Consider the following 24384-nt stretch of genomic DNA (forward strand, 5'->3'; position numbering starts at 1 on the left):
GTCTATATCATCTATTTTGTAGGAATGAGCACGGCTCCCTCCTGTTTCTTACCATCCATCAATATGCGCAGCGGATGCTCAAAGCGCACATGGCGAACATATTGTGTTTCCTCGACCGCCGGCATCGCATCGAGCACAGCCTTGTCGACGAAGCCACCCTCCCCGGTATTGGTATCTACCGTAAAGTAACCCACCCCGAAAGAGGTGAGGTTCTGGAAGAAGTGGGTCCCCTGGCTGGGATCGATGTTATAGTTCTTCAGCGCCACCTCCACGATAACCCGGGCTGCACTGATATGCGGCCACTTGACGGGAACACCGAGATAATGGTCGCTGGAGCCCCATCGGCCGGGACCTATCAGCACATAGTTCTTGCCTTCGGAAAGGAACTTGCGGTTGATGCGCTCTATATCGTCAGCCACATAATAATTGTTCATCGCTGAGAAATGGTCGTCGTACTTCACATACACTACATCCACGACATCCTCGCTGATACCATGACCGAGTGAATTGTGCGAACGCAACAAGCACTCGCTGTCGGGAATGGCCTCCACATCCTCATCGAGCATCTCTTTGGCATCCACGATGGGACGTATCTGGAGAAGATAGAAATCGCAGGTTCTGTCGGCATGGATATTGCAGGCAAACTCTATCTCTACAGGACGGCGCATGGCTCCGGAACCATACTTCATGGACATCTGGAGTATTTCGGGAAGGGGAACGACTCCATGTTGCAGCACACTGGCAAAGGTGATCAGCTTGCGACCCTCTTCGTACACGCCGTCGTTGATGACTTGGTCGTAGGGGTCGAAGGTGGAGGCTATAAAGTTGAGCGACTGGTCCTCGACAGCATCCTTGATTCTCAGTTTCTGAATATTAAACCCATCATCCACCTTGAAGTCTTCACCCACATGTTGCATATCGAGGGCATAAAACTGGGTTTGGGTCTCCCTGAGTGCCTTGTCGACCTCTGAAGTCTGCAACACCTGGTTGGGATGATAAGGACATACCCGAAGGGTCTGGCCACCATCCACAATGTATTTGCCCAGTCCAAGAGCCAGACTGGCAATACCTTCTTCTGCCGTTTCGTCACCTATCGGATAATAGTTGAGCGAACGGAGCACGCCACTCATCGTGGGATAGAAACGGGTGCCATAGTCATTACCCACCACTTGCTGCAGGATGACTGCCATCTTCTCTTGGTCGATGACATTGCTCGTTGCGGTCATATAAGCCTTGGAATCGCGATAGAACACCGAGGCATACACGCCCTTGATGGCACACGCCAACATCTGAAGCATCTGATACTTGTCCTCAAGATAAGGTATCATATAGGTGGAATAGATTCCTGCAAAGGGCTGATAGTGGGCATCTTCGAGAAGCGAGCTGGAACGGATGGCTATAGGACTCTTCGTCGCCTCGAAAAAGGTGAAGAAGTCGGCCACCAATGTGTCGGGCAGCTGCGCTCTGAGGAAATGTCGCAGGATTTCGTCATCGCTCGCATCGCTCAAAGCTATGGGATAGAGATTGTTGTTCTCCATGAACGCATCGAAGATATCGGTGCAAAGGACAACTGTCTTCGGAATCTGAACCGTGGCATTGTCATACTGGTTGAACTCCGGATGGCGCTTGATGACATTGTCGAGAAATGCCAGACCTCTGCCCTTGCCTCCCAAGGAGCCCTCACCTATACGGGCGAAGTGGGCATACTGGTCGAACTTCATACGGTCGAAGACAGCTACCACACCGATATTCTTCATGTGACGATACTGCACGATGGCATCGAAGATGATCTGTCGGTGAGCATCCACATCCTGCAATTTCTGCCAGGTGACATGGCGCAGGAAAGCCGACACGGGGAAGATGGCACGGGCACAGAGCCAACGGCTCATGTGATTGCGACTGATGTGATAGAGCATCGAGTCGTTGGGAATCTTGAAGATATTGTCCTGTAACTCCTTCAGACTGCGGATACGCATAATCTCCTCGTGGGTCTTGGGATCACGGAAGATAAAATCGCCAAAGCCCATGTGTTCCTCCATCAGGCGGCGAAGGTCTACACTCATCTTCTTGGAGTTTTTGTCTACAAAACGAAAGCCCTCGGCTTCGGCCTTGGCCCGGTTGTCGCTCTCGGAACTCTCAAGGATAAGAGGCACGAAAGGATCGTTCTTGCGGATATAGCGGAAAAGCTGCAAACCGGCATCAGGACACTTCTCACGTCCGAAAGTATCAGTACGATGCTTGGGCTTAGCCTCTGTTTCCACCTTATAGCCAAAGGCCTTGGCGGCACTCTTCAAAGGGAAACGGGCATCGCTGATGACACCAAGAGTATTGTTGGAATACTTGTCATAGAGTTTCTGAGCTTCTTCGTAAGTACGAGCCAGAACCACCTTGGGTCGACCACGCATACGCATGGTGGCTGCATGACGGTTCAATGCCTCCTTGGAGAAGTTCTTGCTCTGTTCCAATATGTAATTGTAGAGATTGGGAAGAATGGAACTGTAGAAGCGGATGGAGTCTTCGACAAGGAGTATCATCTGAACTCCGGCTTCCTGAATATCGTGTTCCAAATTCATCTTGTCCTCTATCAACTTGATGATGGAAAGAATGAGATTGGTATTGCCCAACCAGCAGAACACATAGTCGAAGATGCTCAGGTCTTCGTTCTCCATACGCTTGGTGATGCCATGAGAGAAGGGAGTAAGCACCACACAATGGATATTGGGGAACCTGCTCTTGATATCTCGTGCCACATCGAAGGCATCATTGTCGGCATTACCCGGCATACAGATAACCAGATCAATAACAGTGGAGCGAAGCACTTCTGAGGCTTCCTCGGTGGTAGAGACCTGTGTAAAGGTAGGTGGATATCGAAGTCCAAGCTCCATATATTCATTATAGATTTTCTCTTCGATACGTCCATCATCCTCGAGCATGAAGGCATCATATGGATTGGCAACGATCAACACATTATAGATACGTCGCATCATCAAGTTGACGAACGACACATCTTTCAAATAAAATTTATTCCACTCTTGGGGTACATTATTCTCCATTTCCTTTTATTTTACTCATGCAAAGATACTGTTTTTCTGATATTTACTTGCAACTTTCAACATATTTTATTATTTTTGCAGCAATAATATTTTCTAACACCCTTAAAATGAACAGAATAACTTTTAAAATATTTGTCATTACCTTGCTCGCCTTCTTCTGCCTCACGGCATGTTGGGCTCAGAATAAACAGCACGGCAAAGCCTCCTACTACTCAAAAAGAGCTACAGGAGCAAGAACTGCAAGCGGTCAAAGACTACATCACGACAGTCTGACGTGCGCTCATCGGTACTACCCTTTTGGAACACATCTGAAAGTAACCAACTTGAGGAACAATAAAAGTGTGATAGTGAAGGTCATCGACAGGGGGCCTTTCGGAAGAGGCAGAATAATTGACCTTTCATGGGCTGCCGCCAAAGAGATAGGCATGATTGCTCAAGGTGTGGCGTCGGTAAAGGTAGAAATCGTGGAAAAGCCAGTTCCTTTCCGTCCTGAGGAGGAGAAACTTCCTCAGATCGACTTCGAAGTGGCAGAATCTGACTACACCTTAGAACCTCACTGGAACTCGAAATCTGCCAAGGGCAAAGCTCACCAAGGTAAAAATCTGAAAAAAGTGGTACATTCAACAAAGTTGAAAGAAACCTCTGCAAAGAAAGATGAGGAGAAAATGCTCAACAGGAAAGAGAGCTGGAATGACACAGAATCTAAAAGCGGCAAGGCAACTAATGCTGAGCATGAGCACAAGGTTCATAGAAACAAATAGCCTCCAGAAATAGGACGAGGCAAAAAAGAGTAAACCCCGAAAGTAAATGTAAAAACTTCCGGGGTTTACTGTTTTAAACGGTGAGCCTTCTTCTTAAAGGTCACCTTTTATCAATCTTCTACAAATACGCCTATGACCTATCTGCGAGTCGGGATATTGAACTCATTGACTTTTGATATAGACTTGCCTTCGTGTATCACAGAGACACAGAAATGAGCCATACCATTCTTCAGTCGGTTATCCGCCTTCACCATCGCTGTATAACGGATACCTCGTCCTGGTGTGATTTTCTCCACATGAATGCTCGGAGAAATATAGATATGTTTGTTGCCTGTGGTTTCCACTACAGTAGGAACAACATCATAAACGGGACTGTTGCCACGATTCATTATCTCGAATATCACCTTGCAAGTCTCGTTCCTATTCAAAGTATTATCTTCATTGGAATCTACAAAACGGGCATTCACTATCTCTAATGTAGGAGAATACGACCAGTTACTCCCCAATGCTTCCATCTTCGAACTTGGCATCACTGTAATGGGTTGCTGTGCGCTGTAATCGCCTACATAATCCTTACCATTAAAATCGTAAAGACGGTCATCGCCACTGTTGGTGGAATCGAATACATCGGAATTATCCTCATTATTGGGCGTACCATAAACAGGCTGATCGTAACCTCGCTGACCATAACCTGACTGTTCATAGCCATACTGATCATTGGAGTTTTGATGCTGGGACCGAGCTGCCCTTCTTTCGGCTCTACGGGCCTTGTCTCGCTGATACTGTTCAGCCTGTTGCTGTTGTTTCTGATCGGCCTGACTGCCGATAACAGCACCAACAACTGCACCTCCAGCCATTCCTATAATAGTACCCATATCAGAGCCACGGGGACCTCCACTCAAACCACCAATAGCAGAGCCTAAAATAGAGCCGATAGAACCGCCCATATAGGCGCCACTACCAGTATAAGTGTCACAACTGCTCATCAAGAACAAAGAACAAAGCGCGAATATTAGAAACTTCTTCATAACCTATTCTTTTAAGAAACTATGCAAAGGTAAGTCTTTTCGAGGAAACTGCAAACAAAGTTTCCCTAAAAAAGATAGGGAAATCCCTAAAAACAAAAAAGCGCTTCCATAAAAATGAAAGCGCTTCTTGATATTGAGAGTTGAATTATTCAGCCTTAGGAGCTTCCTCTGCTGGAGTTGCCTCAACAGCAGCCTCTGCCTGTGGAGCCTCTTCTGCCTTAGCCTTGCGGCCTGCACGACGAGTCTTCTTTGCAGCAGCCTTAGGAGTCTTAGCCATGTTCTCATCGAAGTCTACGAGCTCGATGAAAGCAATCTCAGCTGCATCACCCTGACGAGAACCCAACTTGATTACGCGAGTGTAACCACCTGGACGGTTAGCTACCTTCTCTGCTACCTCACCGAAGAGAGCCTTAACAGCATACTTGTTCTGGAGATAACGGAATACAACACGACGTGAAGTGGTGGTATCGTTCTTTGAACGAGTGATCAGTGGCTCAACGTACTTCTTAAGAGCCTTAGCCTTTGCAAGGGTCGTAGTGATTCTTTTGTGCTCACTCAAGATAAGAGATGTAGCCATGTTAGCCAACATCGCATTACGATGAGAAGCAGTACGACCTAAATGGTTGAATTTTTTATTATGTCTCATTTTAATTTTTACTTTTTTGGACAGGATTTAATTAAGCATCCTTGTCTAATTTATACTTTGAAATGTCAGTTCCAAAAGACAGATTCAGACTCTCGAGCAAATCATCAAGCTCAGAAAGCGATTTCTTACCAAAGTTGCGGAACTTCAAGAGGTCAGTCTTGTTGTACTGTACCAAGTCGCCAAGTGTCTCGACATCAGCTGCCTTCAAGCAGTTGAGAGCACGAACACTGAGATTCATGTCTACGAGGCGAGTCTTAAGCAACTGGCGCATGTGAAGAACTTCCTCATCAAACTCCTGATTGCCTTCCTGATCGGGACTTTCAAGAGTAATCTTCTCGTCAGAGAAGAGCATGAAATGATAAATCAGAATCTTCGCAGCCTCCTTAAGAGCATCCTTTGGACTAATGGAACCATCGGTAGTAACCTCAAGTACGAGCTTGTCATAGTCGGTCTTTTGTTCAACACGATATGGCTCTACCGCATACTTTACGTTACGGATTGGGGTGTAGATGGAATCGATTGGGAGAACGTTTACGTCAGTGCAGAATTCTCGATTCTCATCAGCAGGAACGTAACCACGTCCCTTGTTAATTGTCAAATCTATCTGCATCGAAGCTTTGGCATCTAAATGACAAATCACCAAATCAGGGTTTAACACTTCAAATCCAGTCAGATACTTACCGATATCACCTGCTTTGAATTCTGTGGAATTCTCTACGGTGATACTAACTTTCTCATTCTCGAATTCTTCTACTACTTGCTTGAATCGAACTTGTTTGAGATTCAAGATAATGTTGGTAACATCTTCCTTAACACCAGGTACTGAAGAAAACTCATGCTCAACACCAGCTATACGGATGGTATTGATGGCATAACCCTCCAGAGATGAAAGGAGAATGCGGCGCAAAGCGTTACCAATGGTAACACCAAAGCCAGGCTCCAAAGGACGGAATTCAAACTTTCCGAACTTATCATCAGCCTCCAGCATTACTACTTTTTCAGGTTTTTGAAATGCTAATATCGCCATTAATATAATGATTTATTTAGAGTACAACTCAACGATTAACTGCTCCTTAATGTTCTCAGGGATATCGGCACGCTCTGGCTTGTGCAAGAACTTACCACACTTTGCATTGTCATCCCATTCGATCCATGGATACTTGCTATGATTGAAACCAGCAAGAGCGGCCTCGATGACCTCGAGAGACTTAGACTTCTCACGAACACCTACAACCATACCTGGCTTAACAGCGAATGAAGGAATGTTTACTACCTTACCATCAACAACGATGTGCTTGTGACCAACCAACTGGCGTGCAGCTGCACGTGTTGGAGCGATACCCAAACGGAATACTACGTTGTCAAGACGGCACTCAAGATTCTGAAGAAGAACCTCACCAGTAATACCCTCAGCTTTAGCTGCCTTATCAAACATATTACGGAACTGACGCTCTAATACACCATAAGTGTACTTAGCTTTCTGCTTCTCTGCCAACATGACACCATACTCAGACATCTTTCTGCGACGGTTGTTGCCATGCTGTCCAGGAGGGAAGTTTCTCTTGGACAAAACTTTGTCGGCGCCGAAGATTGGTTCACCAAAACGACGCGCAATTTTAGATTTCGGACCTATATATCTAGCCATAATATAAAAAATGCTATAAAAAGTTTGTATCTTATTAATGCTAATACTAATAGCGGGAATTATACGCGGCGACGCTTTGGAGGACGACAACCGTTGTGTGGTAATGGAGTTACATCAACAATCTCAGTAACCTCGATACCTGCACCGTGTACGGCACGGATAGCAGACTCACGACCGTTACCTGGACCCTTGACATAAGCCTTTACCTTACGGAGACCCAAATCGAAAGCTACCTTAGCACAATCCTCTGCAGCCATCTGAGCAGCATAAGGAGTGTTCTTCTTAGAACCACGGAAACCCATCTTACCAGCAGAAGACCAAGAAATTACCTGACCCTCATTGTTAGCAAGAGATACAATAATGTTATTGAATGAGCTATGTACGTGCAACTGACCAATTGCGTCAACACGAACATTTCTCTTCTTAGATGTTGCTTTTGTCTTTGCCATAATTAATTTCCTCCTTCAGAATTACTTAGTAGCCTTCTTCTTATTAGCAACAGTCTTCTTCTTACCCTTGCGAGTACGAGCATTGTTCTTTGTGCTCTGACCACGGACAGGAAGACCATTACGATGTCTAACTCCACGATAGCAACCAATATCCATCAGTCGCTTAATGTTCATCTGGATCTCAGAACGGAGATCACCTTCTACCTTGAACTCAGCGCCGATAATTTCACGGATCTTGGCTGCCTGATCGTCAGACCACTCGCTGACTTTCAAGTCACGGCTCACACCTGCCTTATCCAATATCTTTGCTGAACTACTTCGACCGATACCATAGATATAGGTCAATGCGATTTCGCCACGCTTATTCTGGGGCAAATCTACTCCAACAATTCTTATTGCCATTTGTTAATTAAATAATTAAAAATTAATACCTTTCGTTAAAAGCGGTGCAAAAGTACGACATTTTTTTGAAACCACCATACTTTTACAAAACTTTAACATTAACCCTGACGTAACTTCATCTTAGGGTTTTTCTTGTTAATAACGAACAGACGACCCTTACGACGTACAATCTTACAGTCAGCTGAACGCTTCTTCAAAGATGCTCTTGTCTTCATACCTTATGATTATTATTTGTATCTAAATACTATTCTACCTTTTGTCAAGTCGTATGGACTCATTTCCACTTTTACCTTGTCGCCAGGTAAGATCTTTATGTAATGCATTCTCATTTTACCGGAAATATGGGCAGTAATATCTACACCATTCTCCAACTCAACGCGGAACATAGCATTGGATAAAGCCTCTACAATTGTTCCATCTTGCTCTATAGCAGCCTGTTTTGCCATAATTAAATTTTTTGTCCTTCTAAATGTTCTACTTCTTGAAATGAAGATAAAATTTCAGCCTTACCTTTTCTTACAACTATCGTATGCTCAAAATGAGCAGCCGGTTGATGGTCAACAGTAGCAATTCCCCATTTGTCTGGAAGAAGTCCAATCTTCCTATTTCCCATCGTAATCATAGGTTCAATAGCAATGCACATACCTTCTTTAAGCATCACTCCATTACCGCGTCTGCCAAAATTGGGGACGGGAGGATCTTCATGCATGGCTTTACCTATGCCGTGTCCCACCAATTCGCGTACAACGCCATAACCGTGAGACTCACAATAGCTCTGTATGGAAAAACCTATATCTCCAACATGATTTCCTGCTACAGCATTCTCTATACCTAAATATAAAGACTGTTTTGTTACTGAAAGAAGTTGCTTCACTTCTGGATGGACTTCACCAACACAAAAGGTATAACAACTGTCTCCGTTGAATCCATCAAGCAAAGTACCACAATCAATAGAGATGATATCTCCCTCTCTTAGTACGTCGTCTTCACTCGGAATTCCGTGTACAACTACATCATTAATAGATGTACATATATTAGCGGGAAAAGGCTCTCCAAATGGATTAGGAAAATTCTTAAACGTAGGAACCGCACCATGATCTCGGATAAATTCCTCCGCAATCCTATCCAATTGGAGAGTCGTTACACCTGGTTTTATATGTTTACCTAATTCTGCTAAAGTCAAACCAACAAGTTGGTTGGCCTTGCGCATCAGGTTGATTTCATCTTCTGTCTTTAGAAATATCTGCATTCTAAAAGATAAAGATTAATATGCTGCTACTCCGCCCTGACGAGTATGGCCCGAATTGAGCAAACCATCATAGTGGCGCATGAGCAAATGACTTTCGATCTGCTGAAGTGTATCGATAACAACACCTACCAAAATCAGAAGAGATGTACCTCCAAAGAATTGAGAGAAGGCTTGCTGCACATCGAGAAGTCCTGCAAGAGCAGGCATAATAGCAATGAATGCTATAAACAAAGAACCTGGGAAAGTAATACGAGACATGACGGTATCAATGTACTCAGCGGTATCCTTTCCTGGCTTTACACCTGGAATGAAACCATTGTTACGTTTCATATCCTCTGCCATCTGAGTAGGATTCAATGTAATCGCTGTATAGAAATATGTAAAGGCAATAACCAAAAATACATAAATGACATTATACAACAAACTGCGATTATCCATCAACTGCTGTACTACACTGCTGGCATTTTCAGACTGATAGCGAACAACGGCCAAAGGAATGAACATCAAAGCCTGAGCAAAGATGATAGGCATTACGTTGGCAGCAAACAACTTCAATGGGATGTACTGGCGTGCACCACCATATTGCTTATTGCCTACCAAACGCTTGGCATACTGAACAGGAACCTTGCGAGTGCCCTGTACCAAAAGGATAGAAGCACAAACAACAGCATAAAGTATCAGGATCTCTACGATAAACATAATGATACCACCACTAGAGATAGCTGTCAGACGAGAGGAAACCTCCTGTACAAAAGCCTGTGGCAATCTTGCGATGATACCAATCATAATGATCAATGAGATACCATTACCAACACCCTTATCAGTAATACGCTCACCTAACCAAAGGATAAACATACTTCCTGCTGCCAAGATGATAGTGGCAGGAATCATAAATACAGTCCAACTGATACCTGTTGCAAGCGCATTAGCTGCTTGCATTTTCAGGTTCAGAAGGTAACTTGGAGCCTGGAAGACCAAAATGGCCACTGTCAAGGCTCTAGTATACCACTGTATTTTCTTACGGCCACTCTCACCTTCACGCTGCATCTTCTGGAAATAAGGTACAGCAACAGCAAGAAGCTGCATAACAATAGATGCTGAGATATATGGCATTATACCTAATGCGAAAATAGACGCATTGGAAAATGCACCACCAGAGAACATGTCCAGAAGCGACATAAGTCCGCCTGAGGTCTGCGACTGAAGTTTGTCCAACATGCTCGGGTTGATACCAGGAAGCACAACAAACGAGCCAAAACGGTAAATAGCCGTAAACAGAAGAGTAATGAGGAGTCTCTGACGGAGGTCCTCAATCTTCCAACAGTTCTTTAGTGTCTCAATAAACTTTTTCATCTACTTAGATTATAGTTGCATTACCACCTACTGCCTTGATTGCCTCTTCAGCAGTCTTAGAGAATGCATTAGCTTCAACTTCCAATTTAGCTTTCAATTCACCATTGCCGAGCACCTTAACGAGCTCCTTGCCACTGGTGAGACCTGCAGCCTTCAACTCTGCGATACCAATCTTGGTAAGGTTCTTTGCCTCAGCAAGAGCCTGAAGAGTAGAAAGGTTAACAGCAAAATACTCCTTATGGTTGATGTTCTTAAAACCAGCCTTTGGAACACGACGCTGTAAAGGCATCTGACCACCTTCGAAACCAATCTTTCTCTTATAACCAGAACGAGCTTTGGCACCCTTATGACCACGAGTAGAAGTACCACCGAGTCCAGAACCTGGACCACGACCAATACGACGACGTGAGTGGGTAGAACCTGCAGCAGGTTTCAAATTATTTAATTTCATAATCGTTCTTATTCTTTAAAAGATTAATTAATCAACTACACTTACGAGGTGATGAACCTTACGGATCATACCACGGTTGCTAGGAGTATCTTCAACCTCAACAACCTGAGAAATCTTGTGAAGACCTAAGCAAGCGAGTGTACGCTTCTGGTCAACTGGAGCACCGATTTTACTCTTAATCTGCTTGATTTTAATTGTTGCCATATCTGATTTATCCTAATTAACCGTTAAATACTTTATCCATACTGATACCACGCTCACCTGCTACAGTGTAAGCATCACGCATCTGAGCAAGAGCAGCGATAGTAGCCTTTACAAGGTTATGAGCATTAGAAGAGCCCTTAGACTTTGCAATGACATCCTTAACACCTACGCTCTCGAGAACGGCACGCATAGCACCACCGGCCTTCAAACCGGTACCGGCAGCAGCAGGCTTCAAGAGTACCTTAGCACCACCATAAGCTACTTCAACCTCGTGAGGTACAGTACCCTTCAATACAGGAACCTTAACCAGGTTCTTCTTAGCGGCCTCTGTACCCTTGGCAATTGCTGCTGTTACTTCACCAGCCTTACCAAGACCATAACCGATAACGCCATTACCGTCACCTACAACGACGATAGCAGCGAATGTGAAAGTACGACCACCCTTTGTAACCTTAGTTACACGGTTGATAGCAACCAAGCGATCTTTCAGTTCTACTTCACTATTAACTTTTACTTTATTCATTGCCATAATCGTTTAAAATTTAAGACCACCCTTACGAGCACCATCAGCCAACTCCTTTACACGACCGTGGTAAAGATAACCATTACGATCAAAAACTACTGACTCAACACCAGCAGCCTTTGCCTTCTCAGCTACGAGTTCACCTACTTTCTGTGCCTGCTCCTGCTTTGGCATCTTTTCCATGCCGAGAGAAGAAGCAGATGCAAGTGTAGTACCAGTCAAATCATTAATAACCTGAGCATAAATCTGCTTGTTAGAGCGGAAAACACTAAGACGTGGACGCTCAGCAGTTCCATTGACGTTCTTGCGAATACGGAACTTTATCTTAATTCGTCTTTCAACTTTCTTTGTTGTCATAATCGTAAAAAATTAAAATTACTTAGCAGCAGCGCTCTTACCAGACTTTCTGCGAATAACTTCACCCTGGAACAGGATACCCTTACCCTTGTAAGGCTCAGGCTTACGGAAAGAACGAATTTTTGCACAAATAAGTCCCAACAATTGCTTGTCGCAAGACTCCAAAATTATGATAGGGTTCTGATTTCTTTCAGACTTAGTCTCAACCTTAACCTCCTTAGGAAGCTGGATGAAGATAGGGTGTGTATAACCAAGAGCGAACTCAATAAGGTTGCCCTGGTTAGAAACACGATAACCAACACCAACCAACTCCAAAGTCTTTGAATAACCTTCACTCACACCAACAACCATGTTGTGAACAAGTGAACGATACAGACCATGGAAAGCTTGCTTCTGCTTAGGATTAACTGGACTGTTCTCATCAATTTCGAAAACTATCTGACCGTCCTGGTTGTTGAACTTGATAGAAGGATCTATCTTCTGTGAAAGTTCACCCTTAGGACCCTTTACTGTAACAACATTTGAATTAGCATCAAAGTTAACAGTAACACCAGCAGGAATACTAATTGGCAATTTACCTATTCTTGACATATTAAATCCTCCAAATTAATAAATATAGCAAAGAACCTCACCACCGATCTTAAGGTCAGCAGCCTCTTTGTCTGTCATTACACCTTTGGATGTAGATAAGATTGCAATACCTAATCCGTTAATTACTCTCGGCATGTCCTTGTAACCAGTGTACTTACGAAGACCTGGTGTAGACACACGCTTCAAAGACTTGATAGCGTTTTGCTTAGTTGTAGGATTGTACTTCAAAGCAACTTTGATAGTACCCTGTGGACCATCCTCAATGAACTTGTAATTGAGGATGTAACCTTTCTCGAAGAGGATCTTTGTGATCTCTTTCTTCAAGTTAGACGCAGGAACTTCAACAACACGGTGATGAGCCATGATTGCGTTTCTGAGTCTTGTCAGATAATCTGCTATTGGATCTGTCATAAAATATAAAAATTTAATTAATCGGGACTACCCCGACAATATTAAAAAAATAATTTTCTTGGGTCTGATAATTGATTACCAACTTGCCTTCTTAACACCAGGAATCAAACCAGCAGAAGCCATCTCACGGAACTGAATACGAGAGAGTCCAAACTGACGGATATAACCCTTTGGACGACCAGTAATCTTGCAACGATTGTGAAGACGGATTGGGTTTGCATTCTTAGGGATAGCCTGAAGCTTACGAGCTGCCTCGTATGCTTCGGCTGGATCATTAGAAGTTGCAATAATCTTTTTCAGTGCTGCGCGCTTTTCAGCGTAACGAGCTACAAGCTTTGCACGCTTAACCTCGCGAGCTTTCATTGATTCTTTTGCCATATCTCTTAATCTTTGTTTGCGTTCTTGAATGGAAGACCGAATGCCTTAAGGAGAGCAAAACCTTCCTCGTCAGTCTTGGCTGATGTAACGAAAGTGATGTTCATACCCTGGATACGATCGATCTCATCAATGTTAATCTCTGGGAAGATAATCTGCTCTGTGATACCCAAAGTGTAGTTACCACGGCCATCAAACTTGCTTTCAATACCCTTGAAGTCACGGATACGAGGCAGAGAAACGCGAACGAGCTTCTCAAGGAACTCGTACATGCGCTCACGACGCAATGTAACCATTACACCGATAGGCATCTTCTTACGAAGCTTGAAGTTGGCGATATCCTTCTTTGAATATGTGGCAACTGCCTTCTGACCTGTGATAGCAGTAATCTCATTGATTGCTACATCAACAATCTTCTTGTCCTGTGTAGCATCACCAAGTCCCTGGTTGATAACAATCTTCTTGAGAGCTGGAATCTGCATAGCAGAGGCATAGTTGAACTGCTTCTGCAAAGAAGGAGCGATAGTCTCCTTATAAACTTTCTTTAACTGTGCTGTATCCATTACTTGATTTCCTCCCCTGACTTTTTAGCGATGCGAACAACGTTTTTACCCTCGTGCTTGATAGCCACACGAGTAGCCTTGCCACTCTTAGGATCAATCAAGCTCAAATTTGAGATATGAATAGGAGCCTCTTGCTTAATGATGCCTCCCTGAGGATTCTTAGCAGATGGCTTAGTGCTCTTTGACACCATATGTACGCCCTCTACGATGGCACGATTGTCATCAACGAGGACCTTGAGCACCTTACCAGTCTTGCCCTTGTCGGCACCAGCAATAACGATAACCTTATCGTCTTTCTTTATATGTAACTTACTCATTACTATTAATTTTAAAATATTAAAGAACCTCAGGTGCCAAAGAAACGACTTTCATATTTACTGCACGAAGCTCACGAGCAACAGGGCCAAAGATACGGCTACCACGAAGCTCACCAGCATTGTTGAGCAGTACACAAGCATTATCGTCGAAACGGATGTAAGAACCATCTGCACGACGAATCTCCTTCTTTGTGCGAACAATCAAAGCCTTTGATACTGCACCCTTCTTCAAATCACTTGATGGAATGACGTTCTTGACTGAAACTACAATCACGTCACCAACACTTGCGTAACGACGGCCTGTACCACCGAGGACACGAATGCAAAGAGCCTCACGAGCACCGCTGTTGTCACATACATTAAGTCTTGATTCTGCTTGTATCATAATTACTTAGCTTTTTCTACGATTTGTACTAATCTCCATCTCTTTGTCTTAGACAGAGGACGAGTCTCCATGATCATAACAGTATCACCTACGTTAGCCTCATTCTTCTCGTCATGTGCATGGTACTTCTTTGTCTTCTGGACAAACTTACCATAAATTGGGTGCATCTCCTTGAACTTAGCTGCAATAACAATGGTTTTATCCATTTTGTTGCTGATGACAACACCCTGTCTTACTTTTCTTAAATTTCTTGTTTCCATCTGGACCATTATTATTTGTTAAGTTCTCTCTGACGAAGTTCTGTTTTCATACGTGCGATATCACGACGAGCAACCTTAATCTCTGATGGATTCTCAAGAGGAGTGATGTTATGGTTGAGCTTCTTCTGATTGTAAGCTGCAACAGCATTCTCCAATTTCTCTACCAATTCCTTGGTTTCGAGTTCCTTTACTTCTTTAATCTTCATAATTAAGCGTTTTTATCGAAATCACGTCTAACAACAAATTTTGTTTTTACAGGAAGTTTCTGTGCTGCGAGACGAAGAGCCTCCTTAGCAATGTCGAAACTTACACCTTCTACTTCAAAGAGGATACGACCTGGTGTAACAGGTGCAACCCATCCAGCTGGATCACCCTTACCTTTACCCATACGCACATCAGCAGGCTTACGAGTGATAGGCTTATCAGGGAAGATACGAATCCAGACCTGACCTTGGCGGTTCATGTAGCGGTTTACTGCCACACGAGCAGCCTCAATCTGACGGCTATCGATCCACTTTGGCTCAAGAGTCTTGATACCGAAAGAACCGAATGCCAATTGTGTACCTCTGTGGGCGTTGCCTTTGTTGCCGCGACCATCTTGAGGTCTTCTATATTTTACTCTTTTTGGCTGTAACATGATAGCTTTCTAATTTAACGGTTATTGTTTCTCTTACGATTACCGCCGCGGTTAGAGCGACCGTTATTACGGTTGTTGCCCTTATTGTCCTGAGCGAAGTTAGGTGTAAGGTCAGCCTTACCATAAACCTCACCACGGCAAATCCATACCTTGATGCCAAGCAAACCTACCTTAGTAAGAGCCTCGCACTGGCAATAATCGATGTCTGCGCGGAATGTGTGAAGAGGAGTACGACCCTCTTTATACATTTCCTTACGTGCCATTTCTGCACCATTCAGACGACCTGTAATCTGCACCTTGATACCCTCGGCACCAGCACGCATTGTGTTGGCAACAGCCATCTTGATAGCACGACGATAAGCAATCATGTGCTCAATCTGGCTTGCGATATTTTTACCTACGATAGTAGCATCAAGTTCAGGCTTCTTAACCTCGAAGATGTTGATCTGAATATCTTTCTTGTAAAGCTTCTTCAACTCTTCCTTCAACTTATCTACATCCTGACCACCTTTACCAATGACAAAACCTGGACGGGCTGTGCAAATAGTAATGGTAACAAGCTTCAATGTACGTTCGATAACGATACGAGAAACACTTGCCTTTGCAAGACGCTCGTTAAGATACTTACGGATTTTCTGATCCTCAACGAGGTTGTCACCGAAGTTCTTACCACCGAACCAATTTGAATCCCAACCACGGATAATACCAAGTCGGTTACTAATCGGATTAACTTTCTGTCCCATTCTACTTATTATTTTTCATCATTAGTTTTTGCATCTACAAAAAGAGTTACATGGTTAGAACGCTTACGGATTCTATAACCACGACCCTGTGGTGCAGGTCTCATACGTTTCATTGTAACGCCTTCGTCAACGAAGACCTTGCTAATATAAAGCTCACCGTCTTCAGCCTTGCGATCATTCTTAGCTTCCCAGTTTGCGATAGCTGAACGAAGTAATTTCTCAACGTCAGCAGATGCTTGCTTCTTAGAGAAGCGAAGTACTCCGAGGGCGCGATTAACTTCCATACCACGAATCATATCTACAACGTAGCGCATCTTGCGTGGAGAAGAAGGAACGCCAACCAATTTAGCGAAGTACAAGTTTTTACGGGCTTCTTTCAATTTTTCAGCCGCGATATGTTTTCTTGCTCCCATTATTTACTTAAATTTTAATTGGTTTAACCCCGATTACTTTCTGTTACCAGAGTGACCGCCAAAGCGACGTGTTGGAGCGAACTCTCCAAGCTTGTGGCCTACCATATTCTCTGTAACATAAACAGGGATAAATTTGTTACCGTTATGAACTGCAACAGTATGTCCTACGAAATCAGGAGATATCATTGAAGCTCGAGCCCATGTCTTAACAACATTCTTCTTTCCACTCTCGTTCATAGCGAGAATTTTCTTCTCGAGAGAAACGTTGATGTATGGACCTTTTTTAAGTGAACGACTCATAATTTACTCTTTATTTTTTGTTAGCTCTTTCAATAATATACTTGTTAGAAAGCTTCTTAGGTGCGCGAGTCTTGAGACCCTTAGCATACAAGCCCTTGCGTGAACGTGGATGACCACCACTCTGGCGACCTTCACCACCACCCATTGGGTGATCAACAGGGTTCATAACAACACCACGGTTGTGAGGACGACGACCCAACCAGCGTGAACGACCAGCCTTACCAGACTGCTCAAGTGCGTGGTCAGAGTTACCTACACTACCAATAGTAGCTTTACAAGCACTCAAAATCTGGCGCAACTCGCCAGAAGGGAGCTTAATTACACAATAACTGCCCTCACGAGAAGTCAACTGAGCAAAATTACCAGCCGAACGAACCAACAAAGCACCCTGACCTGGACGCAACTCAATGTTGTGAATCACTGTACCTACAGGAATGTTTGCCAAAGGAAGTGCGTTACCTACCTCAGGAGCTGCGTCAGCACCTGACATCAATGTAGCGCCTACCTGGAGTCCGTTAGGAGCAATAATGTAACGTTTTTCACCATCAGCATAGTAAAGCAATGCGATGCGAGCTGAACGATTAGGATCGTACTCGATCGTCTTTACAACTGCTGGAACACCATCCTTCTCACGTTTGAAGTCGATAAGACGATACTTCTGCTTATGGCCACCACCAATGTAGCGAACGGTCATCTTACCGGTGTTGTTTCGACCACCGGTATGACGCTTACCGTAAACGAGAGACTTCTCTGGCACGGATGCAGTAATATCCTCGAACGTGCCAATAACTTTGTGTCTTTGACCCGGAGTAACGGGTTTTAATTTACGTACTGCCATTTCTTATATTAAATATTGCTGTAAAAATCAATTGTTTCGCCCTCTTTCAGAGTAACGATTGCCTTCTTGAACGCATTCTTCTGACCCTTAACAAGACCTGCCTTTGTGTAACGTGCAGAACGCTTGCCGGCATAACGAATTGTGTTCACATCAACTACTGTAACATTATACAGACCTTCGATTTCCTTCTTAATCTCGAGCTTATTAGCCTCAGGACGAACAACGAAGCCATAGCGGTTAGGCTGCTTGTCTGTAATCTTGGTCATCTTCTCAGTAACCAATGGTTTGATAATAAATGCCATATTCTAATATCTCCTTTTTACTTTGTTAAGATTTGGTCGATAGTCTCGAGCGATTTTTCAGTAATCACTACAACATCAGCATTCAAAACTTTATACGAATTGACATTTGATGCAAGGATAACCTCAGCACGCTGCAAGTTACGAGCGGACAAATATACGTTTTTATTTGATTCTGGCAAAACGAAGAGCACCTTCTTGCCTTCAATTTCAAGATTCTTAAGAATACTTAAGAACTCTTTAGTCTTTGGAGCCTCAAAAGAGAAGTCTTCGAGCAATAAGATGCTATTCTCCTGAGCCTTGTAAGAAAGGGCTGACTTACGAGCAAGAATCTTTACTTTTTTATTAAGTTTGAAGCGATAGTCGCGTGGCTTAGGACCGAAAACACGAGCACCACCTACGAGTACTGGTGAGTTGATGTCACCACGACGAGCACCGCCGCCACCTTTCTGACGACCAAGCTTACGAGTAGAGCCGCTCATTTCGCTTCTCTCCTTTGACTTAGCTGTACCCTGACGCTGGTTAGCGAGATACTGCTTTACGTCGAGATAGAGAACGTGATCGTTAGGCTCAATACCGAAAACAGCCTCATTAAGAGCTACCTTGCGGCCGGTCTCCTGACCTTTGATATCTAATACGCTAACTTCCATTATTTCTCAATTAAAACAGTTGAACCTTTGCATCCAGCGAACGAACCCTTTACTACGAGGAGGTTCTGCTCTGGAATTACCTTTAACACCTGAAGGTTCTGAGTAGTAACTCTGTCACCTCCCATTTGGCCGCCCATGCGCATACCCTTGAATACCTTTGCAGGATAAGAACATGCACCGATAGAACCCGGTTTACGAGCGCGGTCATCCTGACCGTGAGTAGACTGACCTACACCACCGAATCCGTGACGCTTTACAACGCCCTGGAAGCCTTTACCCTTAGATGTACCGATTACATCAACAAACTTGCAGTCGTTGAAGATTTCAACTGTAATGGTGTCACCGAGGTTGTACTCCTCATCAAACTTGAACTCGGCCAAGTACTTCTTAGGTGTTGTGCCTGCCTTCTTGAAGATTCCCATCATAGGCTGAGATGTACGATTCTCCTTAGCCTCGCCGAAACCTAACTGATAAGCCTTGTAACCGTCTTTCTCTAAAGTCTTTACCTGGGTTACAACACAAGGACCTACTTCGATAACAGTGCACGGAATATTCTTACCGTCGGCACTGAAAACGGATGTCATTCCGATTTTTTTTCCAATTAATCCTGGCATTTCAATTTACTTTTAAATAATTAGACTTTGATTTCTACTTCTACACCACTTGGCAACTCAAGCTTCATCAATGCATCTACAGTCTTAGCTGTTGAGCTATAGATGTCGATAAGACGCTTGAAATCTGAGAGCTGGAACTGCTCGCGAGACTTCTTGTTAACGAAAGTACTGCGGTTTACAGTAAAAATACGCTTGTGTGTTGGCAATGGAATAGGACCGCTGACGATAGCGCCTGTAGCCTTAACAGCCTTCACAATCTTCTCAGCTGACTTGTCAACCAACTGGTGGTCGTAGGACTTCAGCTTAATTCTGATTTTCTGACTCATTGTTAAAATTAAGTTATTAATATATGAATTGATTTAGTCTAATGGAAGAAGAGGTACGCTGCTTAAGAGTCATTCGCTAAGCAGCGCCTCATCTTACCTATTTGTTTCTTTATTACAGGAGTTCTGCGTGACCCTTAACCTCTTCCAACACTGCCTTAGCAATTGTTGAAGAGAGAGGTGCATGGTGATCATACTCCATTGAGCTGGTAGCACGACCAGAAGTGATGGTACGCAAAGCTGTCACATAACCGAACATCTCTGCCAATGGAACCATTGCCTTAACGATACGCGCACCGCTGCGGCCTTCCTCCATACCCTGAACGAGACCACGACGCTTGTTCAAGTCACCGATAACATCACCCATGTTCTCCTCTGGAGTAACAACCTCAACCTTCATGATAGGCTCCATCAGGACAGGACCAGCCTTAGGACAGAGAACCTTGAATGCCTGATGAGCAACGAGCTCGAATGACAACTGATCAGAGTCTACTGGGTGGAAACTACCATCGGTCAAAGTTACCTTCAGACCAGTCATTGGGAAGCCACCGAGAACACCATTAGACAAACAATCAGCAAAACCCTTCTGTACTGATGGAATGAATTCCTTAGGAATGTTACCACCCTTCACCTCGTTAATAAACTGCAAGTCGCCCTCCTTGTAATCCTCGTCCTTAGGACCGATTGTTACATCAATACAAGCGAACTTACCGCGACCACCAGACTGCTTCTTGTAAGTCTCACGGCTCTGAGCGAACTTAGTGATAGCCTCCTTATAGTTAACCTGTGGCTTACCCTGGTTACACTCAACCTTGAACTCACGCTTCAGACGGTCGATGATGATATCCAAGTGGAGCTCACCCATACCAGAGATGATTGTCTGACCACTCTGCTCGTCGGTACGTACGGTAAAGGTTGGGTCCTCTTCAGCCAACTTAGCGAGACCGTTATCCATCTTAGCGATGTCAGCCTGGCTCTTAGGCTCAACTGCGATAGAAATCACAGTATCAGGGAATGTCATAGACTCCAATACGATTGGGTGATCCTCATCACAGAGTGTATCACCTGTACGGATATCCTTGAAACCTACACCTGCACCGATATCACCAGCATCGATAGACTCCATTGGAATCTCCTGCTTAGAGTTCATCTGGAACAGACGGCTGATACGCTCGCGCTTGCCAGAACGTGGGTTGTAAACATAAGAACCAGCAACAACCTTACCTGAGTAAACACGGAAGAATACCAAGCGGCCCATAAATGGATCAGTAGCGATCTTAAATGCAAGAGCTGATGTTGGCTCATCCTCAGAAGGCTTACGATCCTCTTCCTCCTCAGTATCAGGGTTGGTACCAACGATATTAGGAGTATCCATTGGTGAAGGCAGGAATGCACATACATAGTCGAGCAAAGGCTGAACACCCTTATTCTTGTATGAAGAACCGAGCAACATTGGGCAGCACTCCATAGCACAGCAGCCCTTACGGATAGCTGCGAGAATCTTCTCCTCAGGAATATCCTGACCATCGAGATAAAGCTCCATTACTTCGTCATCAAAGTTGGCAGCACCCTCGAGCAACTTATCACGCCACTCAGCAGCTTCGTCAGCCAAGTCAGCAGGAATTTCCTCTACGTCATACTCAGCACCCATGGTTTCATCGTGCCAAAGGATAGCCTTCATCTTGATGAGGTCTACTACACCCTTGAAGTTTTCCTCTGCACCAATAGGAATCTGAATAGCAATTGGATTAGCACCCAAGATATCCTTCATCTGCTGTACTGTCTCGAAGAAGTTTGCACCAGAACGGTCCATCTTGTTTACATAACCAATACGAGGTACATTATACTTATCAGCCTGGCGCCATACAGTCTCAGACTGTGGCTGTACACCATCAGCTGCAGAATATGTAGCAACAGCACCATCAAGTACACGGAGAGAACGCTCAACCTCGGCGGTAAAGTCAACGTGTCCCGGAGTATCGATCAAGTTAATCTTGTAAGACTTGCCAAGATAGTTCCAGTTACAAGTTGTAGCAGCAGAGGTAATAGTAATACCACGTTCCTGCTCCTGAGCCATCCAGTCCATGGTAGCTGCACCATCGTGCACCTCACCAATCTTGTGAGTTTTACCAGTGTAGAACAAGATACGCTCTGATGTTGTTGTTTTACCGGCATCGATGTGAGCCATAATACCGATATTACGTGTCAAATGTAAATCGCGATTTGCCATTTTCTTTTTACCTATTTATTAAATTAGAATCTAAAGTGAGCAAATGCACGGTTAGCCTCAGCCATGCGGTGCATATCTTCCTTACGCTTGTATGCGCCACCCTGATTGTTGTAAGCATCCATAATCTCAGCAGCCAACTTGTCTGCCATTGTCTTACCACCACGCTTACGAGCGAAAGCAATAAGATTCTTCATAGAGATACTCTCCTTGCGATCAGGACGAATTTCTGTAGGAACCTGGAAGGTAGCACCACCGATACGACGGCTCTTAACCTCAACCTGTGGAGTGATGTTATCGAGGGCCTGCTTCCAAATCTCAAGGGCAGACTTCTCCTCGTTAGACATCTTAGCCTTAACGGTATCAAGTGCATTGTAGAAAATCTCATAAGATGTATTCTTCTTACCGTCATACATCAAATGATTCACGAATTTAGAGACCTTTTGGTCATTGAAGACTGGATCTGGAAGGATCACTCTCTTCTTTGGTTTTGCTTTTCTCATTTTTTAAAAGAAAAAAATTAAATTCTGCATGGGGCTGTTCATTGTCTCTTCAACACTCGCACCCGAGTATTTACTCAACCTGTTACTTCTCCAGCAAAACGTTTGAAATAAAAATTTTGTTTTTGTTTCCTCAACTCTCGACCTTCTCCGGTCGTGAGTCTTTGGTTTTACGGCTTTACAAAGATTACTTCTTTGCCTTTGGACGCTTAGCTCCGTACTTAGAACGACGCTGTGTGCGGTTTGCTACACCTGCGGTATCAAGAGTACCACGAACGATGTGATAACGTACACCAGGGAGGTCCTTAACACGACCGCCACGAACCAATACGATTGAGTGCTCCTGCAAGTTGTGACCCTCTCCTGGGATGTAAGAGTTAACCTCCTTAGAGTTTGTCAAACGAACACGGGCAACCTTACGCATTGCCGAATTAGGCTTCTTTGGAGTTGTTGTGTAAACACGGACACAAACACCACGACGCTGAGGACATGAATCCAAAGCTGGTGACTTGCTCTTGTCTACGAGAACTCGTCTGCCTTTTCTTACCAATTGTGAAATAGTAGGCATAATTTTACTTTTTAATTTATTATTTTTGTTTTGTTATTGTCAAATCCATAACGTCCCAAATATTTCTGGCCGTTTTCGGGGTGCAAAGATACGACTTTTCTCGCAAAACACCTAACTAATTAAAAAGGAAGCTTTTCAAAATCGCAACATTTAACTTTATATAACTATTTGTTGCGTTTTTTAGAAGCCTTTTTAGTATTTCATGACATACAACTTACCAAATAGAAAGACGAAGTTGAACTAAAAAAGAGGTAAACTTTCAATGGTTCAGAACTTAAAGGTATCAAAGGAGTTAAGGCAGATGTGTGCTTGAAAACGAAACGAAGGACTAATTACTGTCACATTCATTTGCATACTTCTATAGAACACGCCATAACTCCTTTAATTATCTCTGTTTCAAATTATGCTTCACCCTTAGGAGTATTGAATGGAGCGATTGTACGCTCTGGCTCATTAGGCATCTTGATCTTACCAAATGTCTGCTCATAATTGTATATGTTGCTCTGCAAAGCCTGCAACAAACGCTTGGCATGCTCAGGTGCCATAATGACGCGACTCTTTATTTGCGGCTGTGGCATTCCGGGGAGTGCGCAGGCGAAATCGAGGATAAAGTCCGAACTGGAATGGGTAATGAGCGCAAGGTTTGAGTAAATTCCTTCTGCTACCTCGGGGTTGATTCCCATCTGAAACTGATTCTGATTGTTCTTGTTATTATCTTCCATAATTCTTTAAGTTTATAAGGTTATTAATTTTATTGACGTTGCAAACTTACATAAAAAATCTGAGAACTGCAACTTTTTTGCAGCTTTTAATAAATACACATCAAATAACAGCAATTTCACTCCCGTATAAACGACTTCAAAATATCGTGGTTGTCACATTTATTATAATGTACGTCCGCATGCGCGCAAACATATTATATATAAAGAACAACTATAAAATAGCAGAAATCATAACTATATGTGCATAATAAATCCTTTGTGCCTGCAAAAAACATGCTTCCAAAAGGAAGCGCATGCATAAAATCCAACGAAGTATTTATTGTAGTCTAACGAAGCGCTTCATTAAGTGTTAAGGAAGCGCTTCATTAGGTGCTAAGGAAGCGCTTCGTTAAGGTGCAACAAAGCGCTTCGTTGAGTCATGAAGTTAACGACATTCTACGACACTCTTCGACACATGGGAGAAATGCATATTGTAACTTTGCCACCCAATAGCTATTACTACGGAATATGACAGGCAAGGAAAACGC

Annotated in this window: 37 protein-coding genes; 1 reads left to right on the plus strand and 36 read right to left on the minus strand. The window is 43.7% G+C overall.

Going from position 1 to position 24384, the window contains the following annotated elements; translation table 11 throughout:
• Positions 1–11 precede the first annotated feature (11 nt).
• Positions 12–3053 carry a PEP/pyruvate-binding domain-containing protein gene (locus F7D20_RS06275; protein WP_158463312.1) on the minus strand — a complete coding sequence of 1014 codons (3042 nt, stop codon included), beginning with the start codon at positions 3051–3053 and terminating at the stop codon, positions 12–14.
• A gap of 107 nt (positions 3054–3160) precedes the next feature.
• Here F7D20_RS06275 and F7D20_RS06280 point away from each other — a divergent pair, with 107 nt between their 5' ends.
• Positions 3161–3814, plus strand: coding sequence for a septal ring lytic transglycosylase RlpA family protein (locus F7D20_RS06280; RefSeq protein WP_158463313.1), 654 nt, complete (start codon positions 3161–3163; stop codon positions 3812–3814).
• Positions 3815–3951: 137 nt separating this feature from the next.
• Here F7D20_RS06280 and F7D20_RS06285 read toward each other — a convergent pair whose 3' ends face one another.
• The 35 genes from F7D20_RS06285 to F7D20_RS06455 form a co-directional block, all read right to left on the minus strand.
• The gene (locus tag F7D20_RS06285; RefSeq protein WP_158463314.1) at positions 3952–4842 is read right to left on the minus strand and encodes a glycine zipper domain-containing protein; all 891 of its coding nucleotides are present in this window, start codon (positions 4840–4842) and stop codon (positions 3952–3954) included.
• 145 nt (positions 4843–4987) lie between these two features.
• The gene (rplQ, locus tag F7D20_RS06290; RefSeq protein ID WP_158463315.1) at positions 4988–5488 is read right to left on the minus strand and encodes a 50S ribosomal protein L17; all 501 of its coding nucleotides are present in this window, start codon (positions 5486–5488) and stop codon (positions 4988–4990) included.
• Positions 5489–5519: 31 nt separating this feature from the next.
• Positions 5520–6515, minus strand: a complete 996-nt coding sequence (locus F7D20_RS06295; RefSeq protein WP_022252025.1) for a DNA-directed RNA polymerase subunit alpha — start codon at positions 6513–6515, stop codon at positions 5520–5522.
• Between the two features lie 12 nt (positions 6516–6527).
• On the minus strand, positions 6528–7133 hold the full coding sequence (rpsD, locus tag F7D20_RS06300) for a 30S ribosomal protein S4 (protein WP_158463316.1): 606 nt from the start codon (positions 7131–7133) through the stop codon (positions 6528–6530).
• Positions 7134–7192: 59 nt separating this feature from the next.
• The gene (rpsK, locus tag F7D20_RS06305) at positions 7193–7582 is read right to left on the minus strand and encodes a 30S ribosomal protein S11 (protein ID WP_022252023.1); all 390 of its coding nucleotides are present in this window, start codon (positions 7580–7582) and stop codon (positions 7193–7195) included.
• Between the two features lie 21 nt (positions 7583–7603).
• The gene (gene rpsM / locus F7D20_RS06310) at positions 7604–7984 is read right to left on the minus strand and encodes a 30S ribosomal protein S13 (protein ID WP_022252022.1); all 381 of its coding nucleotides are present in this window, start codon (positions 7982–7984) and stop codon (positions 7604–7606) included.
• A 98-nt stretch (positions 7985–8082) separates the two neighbouring features.
• Positions 8083–8199 carry a 50S ribosomal protein L36 gene (gene rpmJ, locus F7D20_RS06315; RefSeq protein WP_006848814.1) on the minus strand — a complete coding sequence of 39 codons (117 nt, stop codon included), beginning with the start codon at positions 8197–8199 and terminating at the stop codon, positions 8083–8085.
• A gap of 12 nt (positions 8200–8211) precedes the next feature.
• Positions 8212–8430, minus strand: a complete 219-nt coding sequence (infA, locus tag F7D20_RS06320) for a translation initiation factor IF-1 (protein ID WP_006848815.1) — start codon at positions 8428–8430, stop codon at positions 8212–8214.
• 2 nt (positions 8431–8432) lie between these two features.
• Positions 8433–9233: a type I methionyl aminopeptidase gene (map, locus tag F7D20_RS06325; protein ID WP_158463317.1), complete on the minus strand. Its 801-nt coding sequence runs from the start codon at positions 9231–9233 to the stop codon at positions 8433–8435.
• 15 nt (positions 9234–9248) lie between these two features.
• Positions 9249–10586, minus strand: a complete 1338-nt coding sequence (gene secY / locus F7D20_RS06330) for a preprotein translocase subunit SecY (RefSeq protein WP_158463318.1) — start codon at positions 10584–10586, stop codon at positions 9249–9251.
• Between the two features lie 4 nt (positions 10587–10590).
• The gene (rplO, locus tag F7D20_RS06335) at positions 10591–11037 is read right to left on the minus strand and encodes a 50S ribosomal protein L15 (RefSeq protein ID WP_022252019.1); all 447 of its coding nucleotides are present in this window, start codon (positions 11035–11037) and stop codon (positions 10591–10593) included.
• 27 nt (positions 11038–11064) lie between these two features.
• Entirely contained in the window at positions 11065–11241 is a 177-nt protein-coding gene (rpmD, locus tag F7D20_RS06340) for a 50S ribosomal protein L30 (protein ID WP_006848818.1), read from the minus strand.
• A 16-nt stretch (positions 11242–11257) separates the two neighbouring features.
• A complete protein-coding gene (rpsE, locus tag F7D20_RS06345; RefSeq protein ID WP_158463319.1) occupies positions 11258–11770 on the minus strand; it encodes a 30S ribosomal protein S5 in 513 nt (170 codons plus the stop codon).
• A gap of 6 nt (positions 11771–11776) precedes the next feature.
• The gene (gene rplR / locus F7D20_RS06350) at positions 11777–12121 is read right to left on the minus strand and encodes a 50S ribosomal protein L18 (protein WP_022252017.1); all 345 of its coding nucleotides are present in this window, start codon (positions 12119–12121) and stop codon (positions 11777–11779) included.
• A gap of 18 nt (positions 12122–12139) precedes the next feature.
• Positions 12140–12712 carry a 50S ribosomal protein L6 gene (gene rplF, locus F7D20_RS06355; RefSeq protein WP_158463320.1) on the minus strand — a complete coding sequence of 191 codons (573 nt, stop codon included), beginning with the start codon at positions 12710–12712 and terminating at the stop codon, positions 12140–12142.
• A gap of 15 nt (positions 12713–12727) precedes the next feature.
• Positions 12728–13123 carry a 30S ribosomal protein S8 gene (rpsH, locus tag F7D20_RS06360; RefSeq protein ID WP_022252015.1) on the minus strand — a complete coding sequence of 132 codons (396 nt, stop codon included), beginning with the start codon at positions 13121–13123 and terminating at the stop codon, positions 12728–12730.
• A gap of 75 nt (positions 13124–13198) precedes the next feature.
• Entirely contained in the window at positions 13199–13501 is a 303-nt protein-coding gene (rpsN, locus tag F7D20_RS06365; RefSeq protein ID WP_158463321.1) for a 30S ribosomal protein S14, read from the minus strand.
• A gap of 5 nt (positions 13502–13506) precedes the next feature.
• Positions 13507–14061 carry a 50S ribosomal protein L5 gene (gene rplE / locus F7D20_RS06370; protein WP_022252013.1) on the minus strand — a complete coding sequence of 185 codons (555 nt, stop codon included), beginning with the start codon at positions 14059–14061 and terminating at the stop codon, positions 13507–13509.
• Complete coding sequence (rplX, locus tag F7D20_RS06375) at positions 14061–14378, minus strand: 50S ribosomal protein L24 (RefSeq protein ID WP_022252012.1); 318 nt, start codon at positions 14376–14378, stop codon at positions 14061–14063. The genes rplE and rplX overlap by 1 nt, the downstream gene beginning before the upstream one ends.
• Before the next feature lie 19 nt (positions 14379–14397).
• Complete coding sequence (gene rplN, locus F7D20_RS06380) at positions 14398–14763, minus strand: 50S ribosomal protein L14 (RefSeq protein WP_022252011.1); 366 nt, start codon at positions 14761–14763, stop codon at positions 14398–14400.
• Positions 14764–14765: 2 nt separating this feature from the next.
• Positions 14766–15032, minus strand: a complete 267-nt coding sequence (gene rpsQ, locus F7D20_RS06385) for a 30S ribosomal protein S17 (RefSeq protein ID WP_158463322.1) — start codon at positions 15030–15032, stop codon at positions 14766–14768.
• Between the two features lie 2 nt (positions 15033–15034).
• Positions 15035–15229 (minus strand): 50S ribosomal protein L29, encoded by a 195-nt coding sequence (gene rpmC / locus F7D20_RS06390; RefSeq protein WP_022252009.1) that lies wholly within the window; start codon positions 15227–15229, stop codon positions 15035–15037.
• Positions 15230–15231: 2 nt separating this feature from the next.
• A complete protein-coding gene (gene rplP, locus F7D20_RS06395; protein WP_022252008.1) occupies positions 15232–15660 on the minus strand; it encodes a 50S ribosomal protein L16 in 429 nt (142 codons plus the stop codon).
• Between the two features lie 14 nt (positions 15661–15674).
• Positions 15675–16403, minus strand: coding sequence for a 30S ribosomal protein S3 (gene rpsC / locus F7D20_RS06400; protein ID WP_022252007.1), 729 nt, complete (start codon positions 16401–16403; stop codon positions 15675–15677).
• Positions 16404–16411: 8 nt separating this feature from the next.
• The gene (rplV, locus tag F7D20_RS06405) at positions 16412–16816 is read right to left on the minus strand and encodes a 50S ribosomal protein L22 (protein ID WP_022252006.1); all 405 of its coding nucleotides are present in this window, start codon (positions 16814–16816) and stop codon (positions 16412–16414) included.
• 33 nt (positions 16817–16849) lie between these two features.
• Positions 16850–17116: a 30S ribosomal protein S19 gene (rpsS, locus tag F7D20_RS06410; RefSeq protein WP_006848832.1), complete on the minus strand. Its 267-nt coding sequence runs from the start codon at positions 17114–17116 to the stop codon at positions 16850–16852.
• A gap of 10 nt (positions 17117–17126) precedes the next feature.
• Positions 17127–17954: a 50S ribosomal protein L2 gene (gene rplB / locus F7D20_RS06415; RefSeq protein ID WP_158463323.1), complete on the minus strand. Its 828-nt coding sequence runs from the start codon at positions 17952–17954 to the stop codon at positions 17127–17129.
• Between the two features lie 8 nt (positions 17955–17962).
• Positions 17963–18256 (minus strand): 50S ribosomal protein L23, encoded by a 294-nt coding sequence (gene rplW / locus F7D20_RS06420; RefSeq protein WP_158463324.1) that lies wholly within the window; start codon positions 18254–18256, stop codon positions 17963–17965.
• A 17-nt stretch (positions 18257–18273) separates the two neighbouring features.
• The gene (gene rplD, locus F7D20_RS06425) at positions 18274–18903 is read right to left on the minus strand and encodes a 50S ribosomal protein L4 (RefSeq protein WP_158463325.1); all 630 of its coding nucleotides are present in this window, start codon (positions 18901–18903) and stop codon (positions 18274–18276) included.
• A complete protein-coding gene (gene rplC, locus F7D20_RS06430; protein ID WP_158463326.1) occupies positions 18903–19517 on the minus strand; it encodes a 50S ribosomal protein L3 in 615 nt (204 codons plus the stop codon). Before rplC ends, rplD begins: the two co-directional genes overlap by 1 nt.
• A gap of 20 nt (positions 19518–19537) precedes the next feature.
• On the minus strand, positions 19538–19843 hold the full coding sequence (gene rpsJ, locus F7D20_RS06435; protein ID WP_006283658.1) for a 30S ribosomal protein S10: 306 nt from the start codon (positions 19841–19843) through the stop codon (positions 19538–19540).
• Positions 19844–19955: 112 nt separating this feature from the next.
• A complete protein-coding gene (gene fusA / locus F7D20_RS06440; protein ID WP_158463327.1) occupies positions 19956–22070 on the minus strand; it encodes an elongation factor G in 2115 nt (704 codons plus the stop codon).
• Positions 22071–22093: 23 nt separating this feature from the next.
• Positions 22094–22570 carry a 30S ribosomal protein S7 gene (gene rpsG, locus F7D20_RS06445; RefSeq protein WP_158463328.1) on the minus strand — a complete coding sequence of 159 codons (477 nt, stop codon included), beginning with the start codon at positions 22568–22570 and terminating at the stop codon, positions 22094–22096.
• A gap of 184 nt (positions 22571–22754) precedes the next feature.
• On the minus strand, positions 22755–23135 hold the full coding sequence (rpsL, locus tag F7D20_RS06450; RefSeq protein ID WP_006848839.1) for a 30S ribosomal protein S12: 381 nt from the start codon (positions 23133–23135) through the stop codon (positions 22755–22757).
• A gap of 401 nt (positions 23136–23536) precedes the next feature.
• Positions 23537–23857 carry a DUF3467 domain-containing protein gene (locus F7D20_RS06455; RefSeq protein ID WP_022252579.1) on the minus strand — a complete coding sequence of 107 codons (321 nt, stop codon included), beginning with the start codon at positions 23855–23857 and terminating at the stop codon, positions 23537–23539.
• Positions 23858–24384 lie beyond the last annotated feature (527 nt).

Source organism: Segatella copri, from assembly GCF_009495355.1.
In the GTDB taxonomy this organism is placed as follows: domain Bacteria; phylum Bacteroidota; class Bacteroidia; order Bacteroidales; family Bacteroidaceae; genus Prevotella.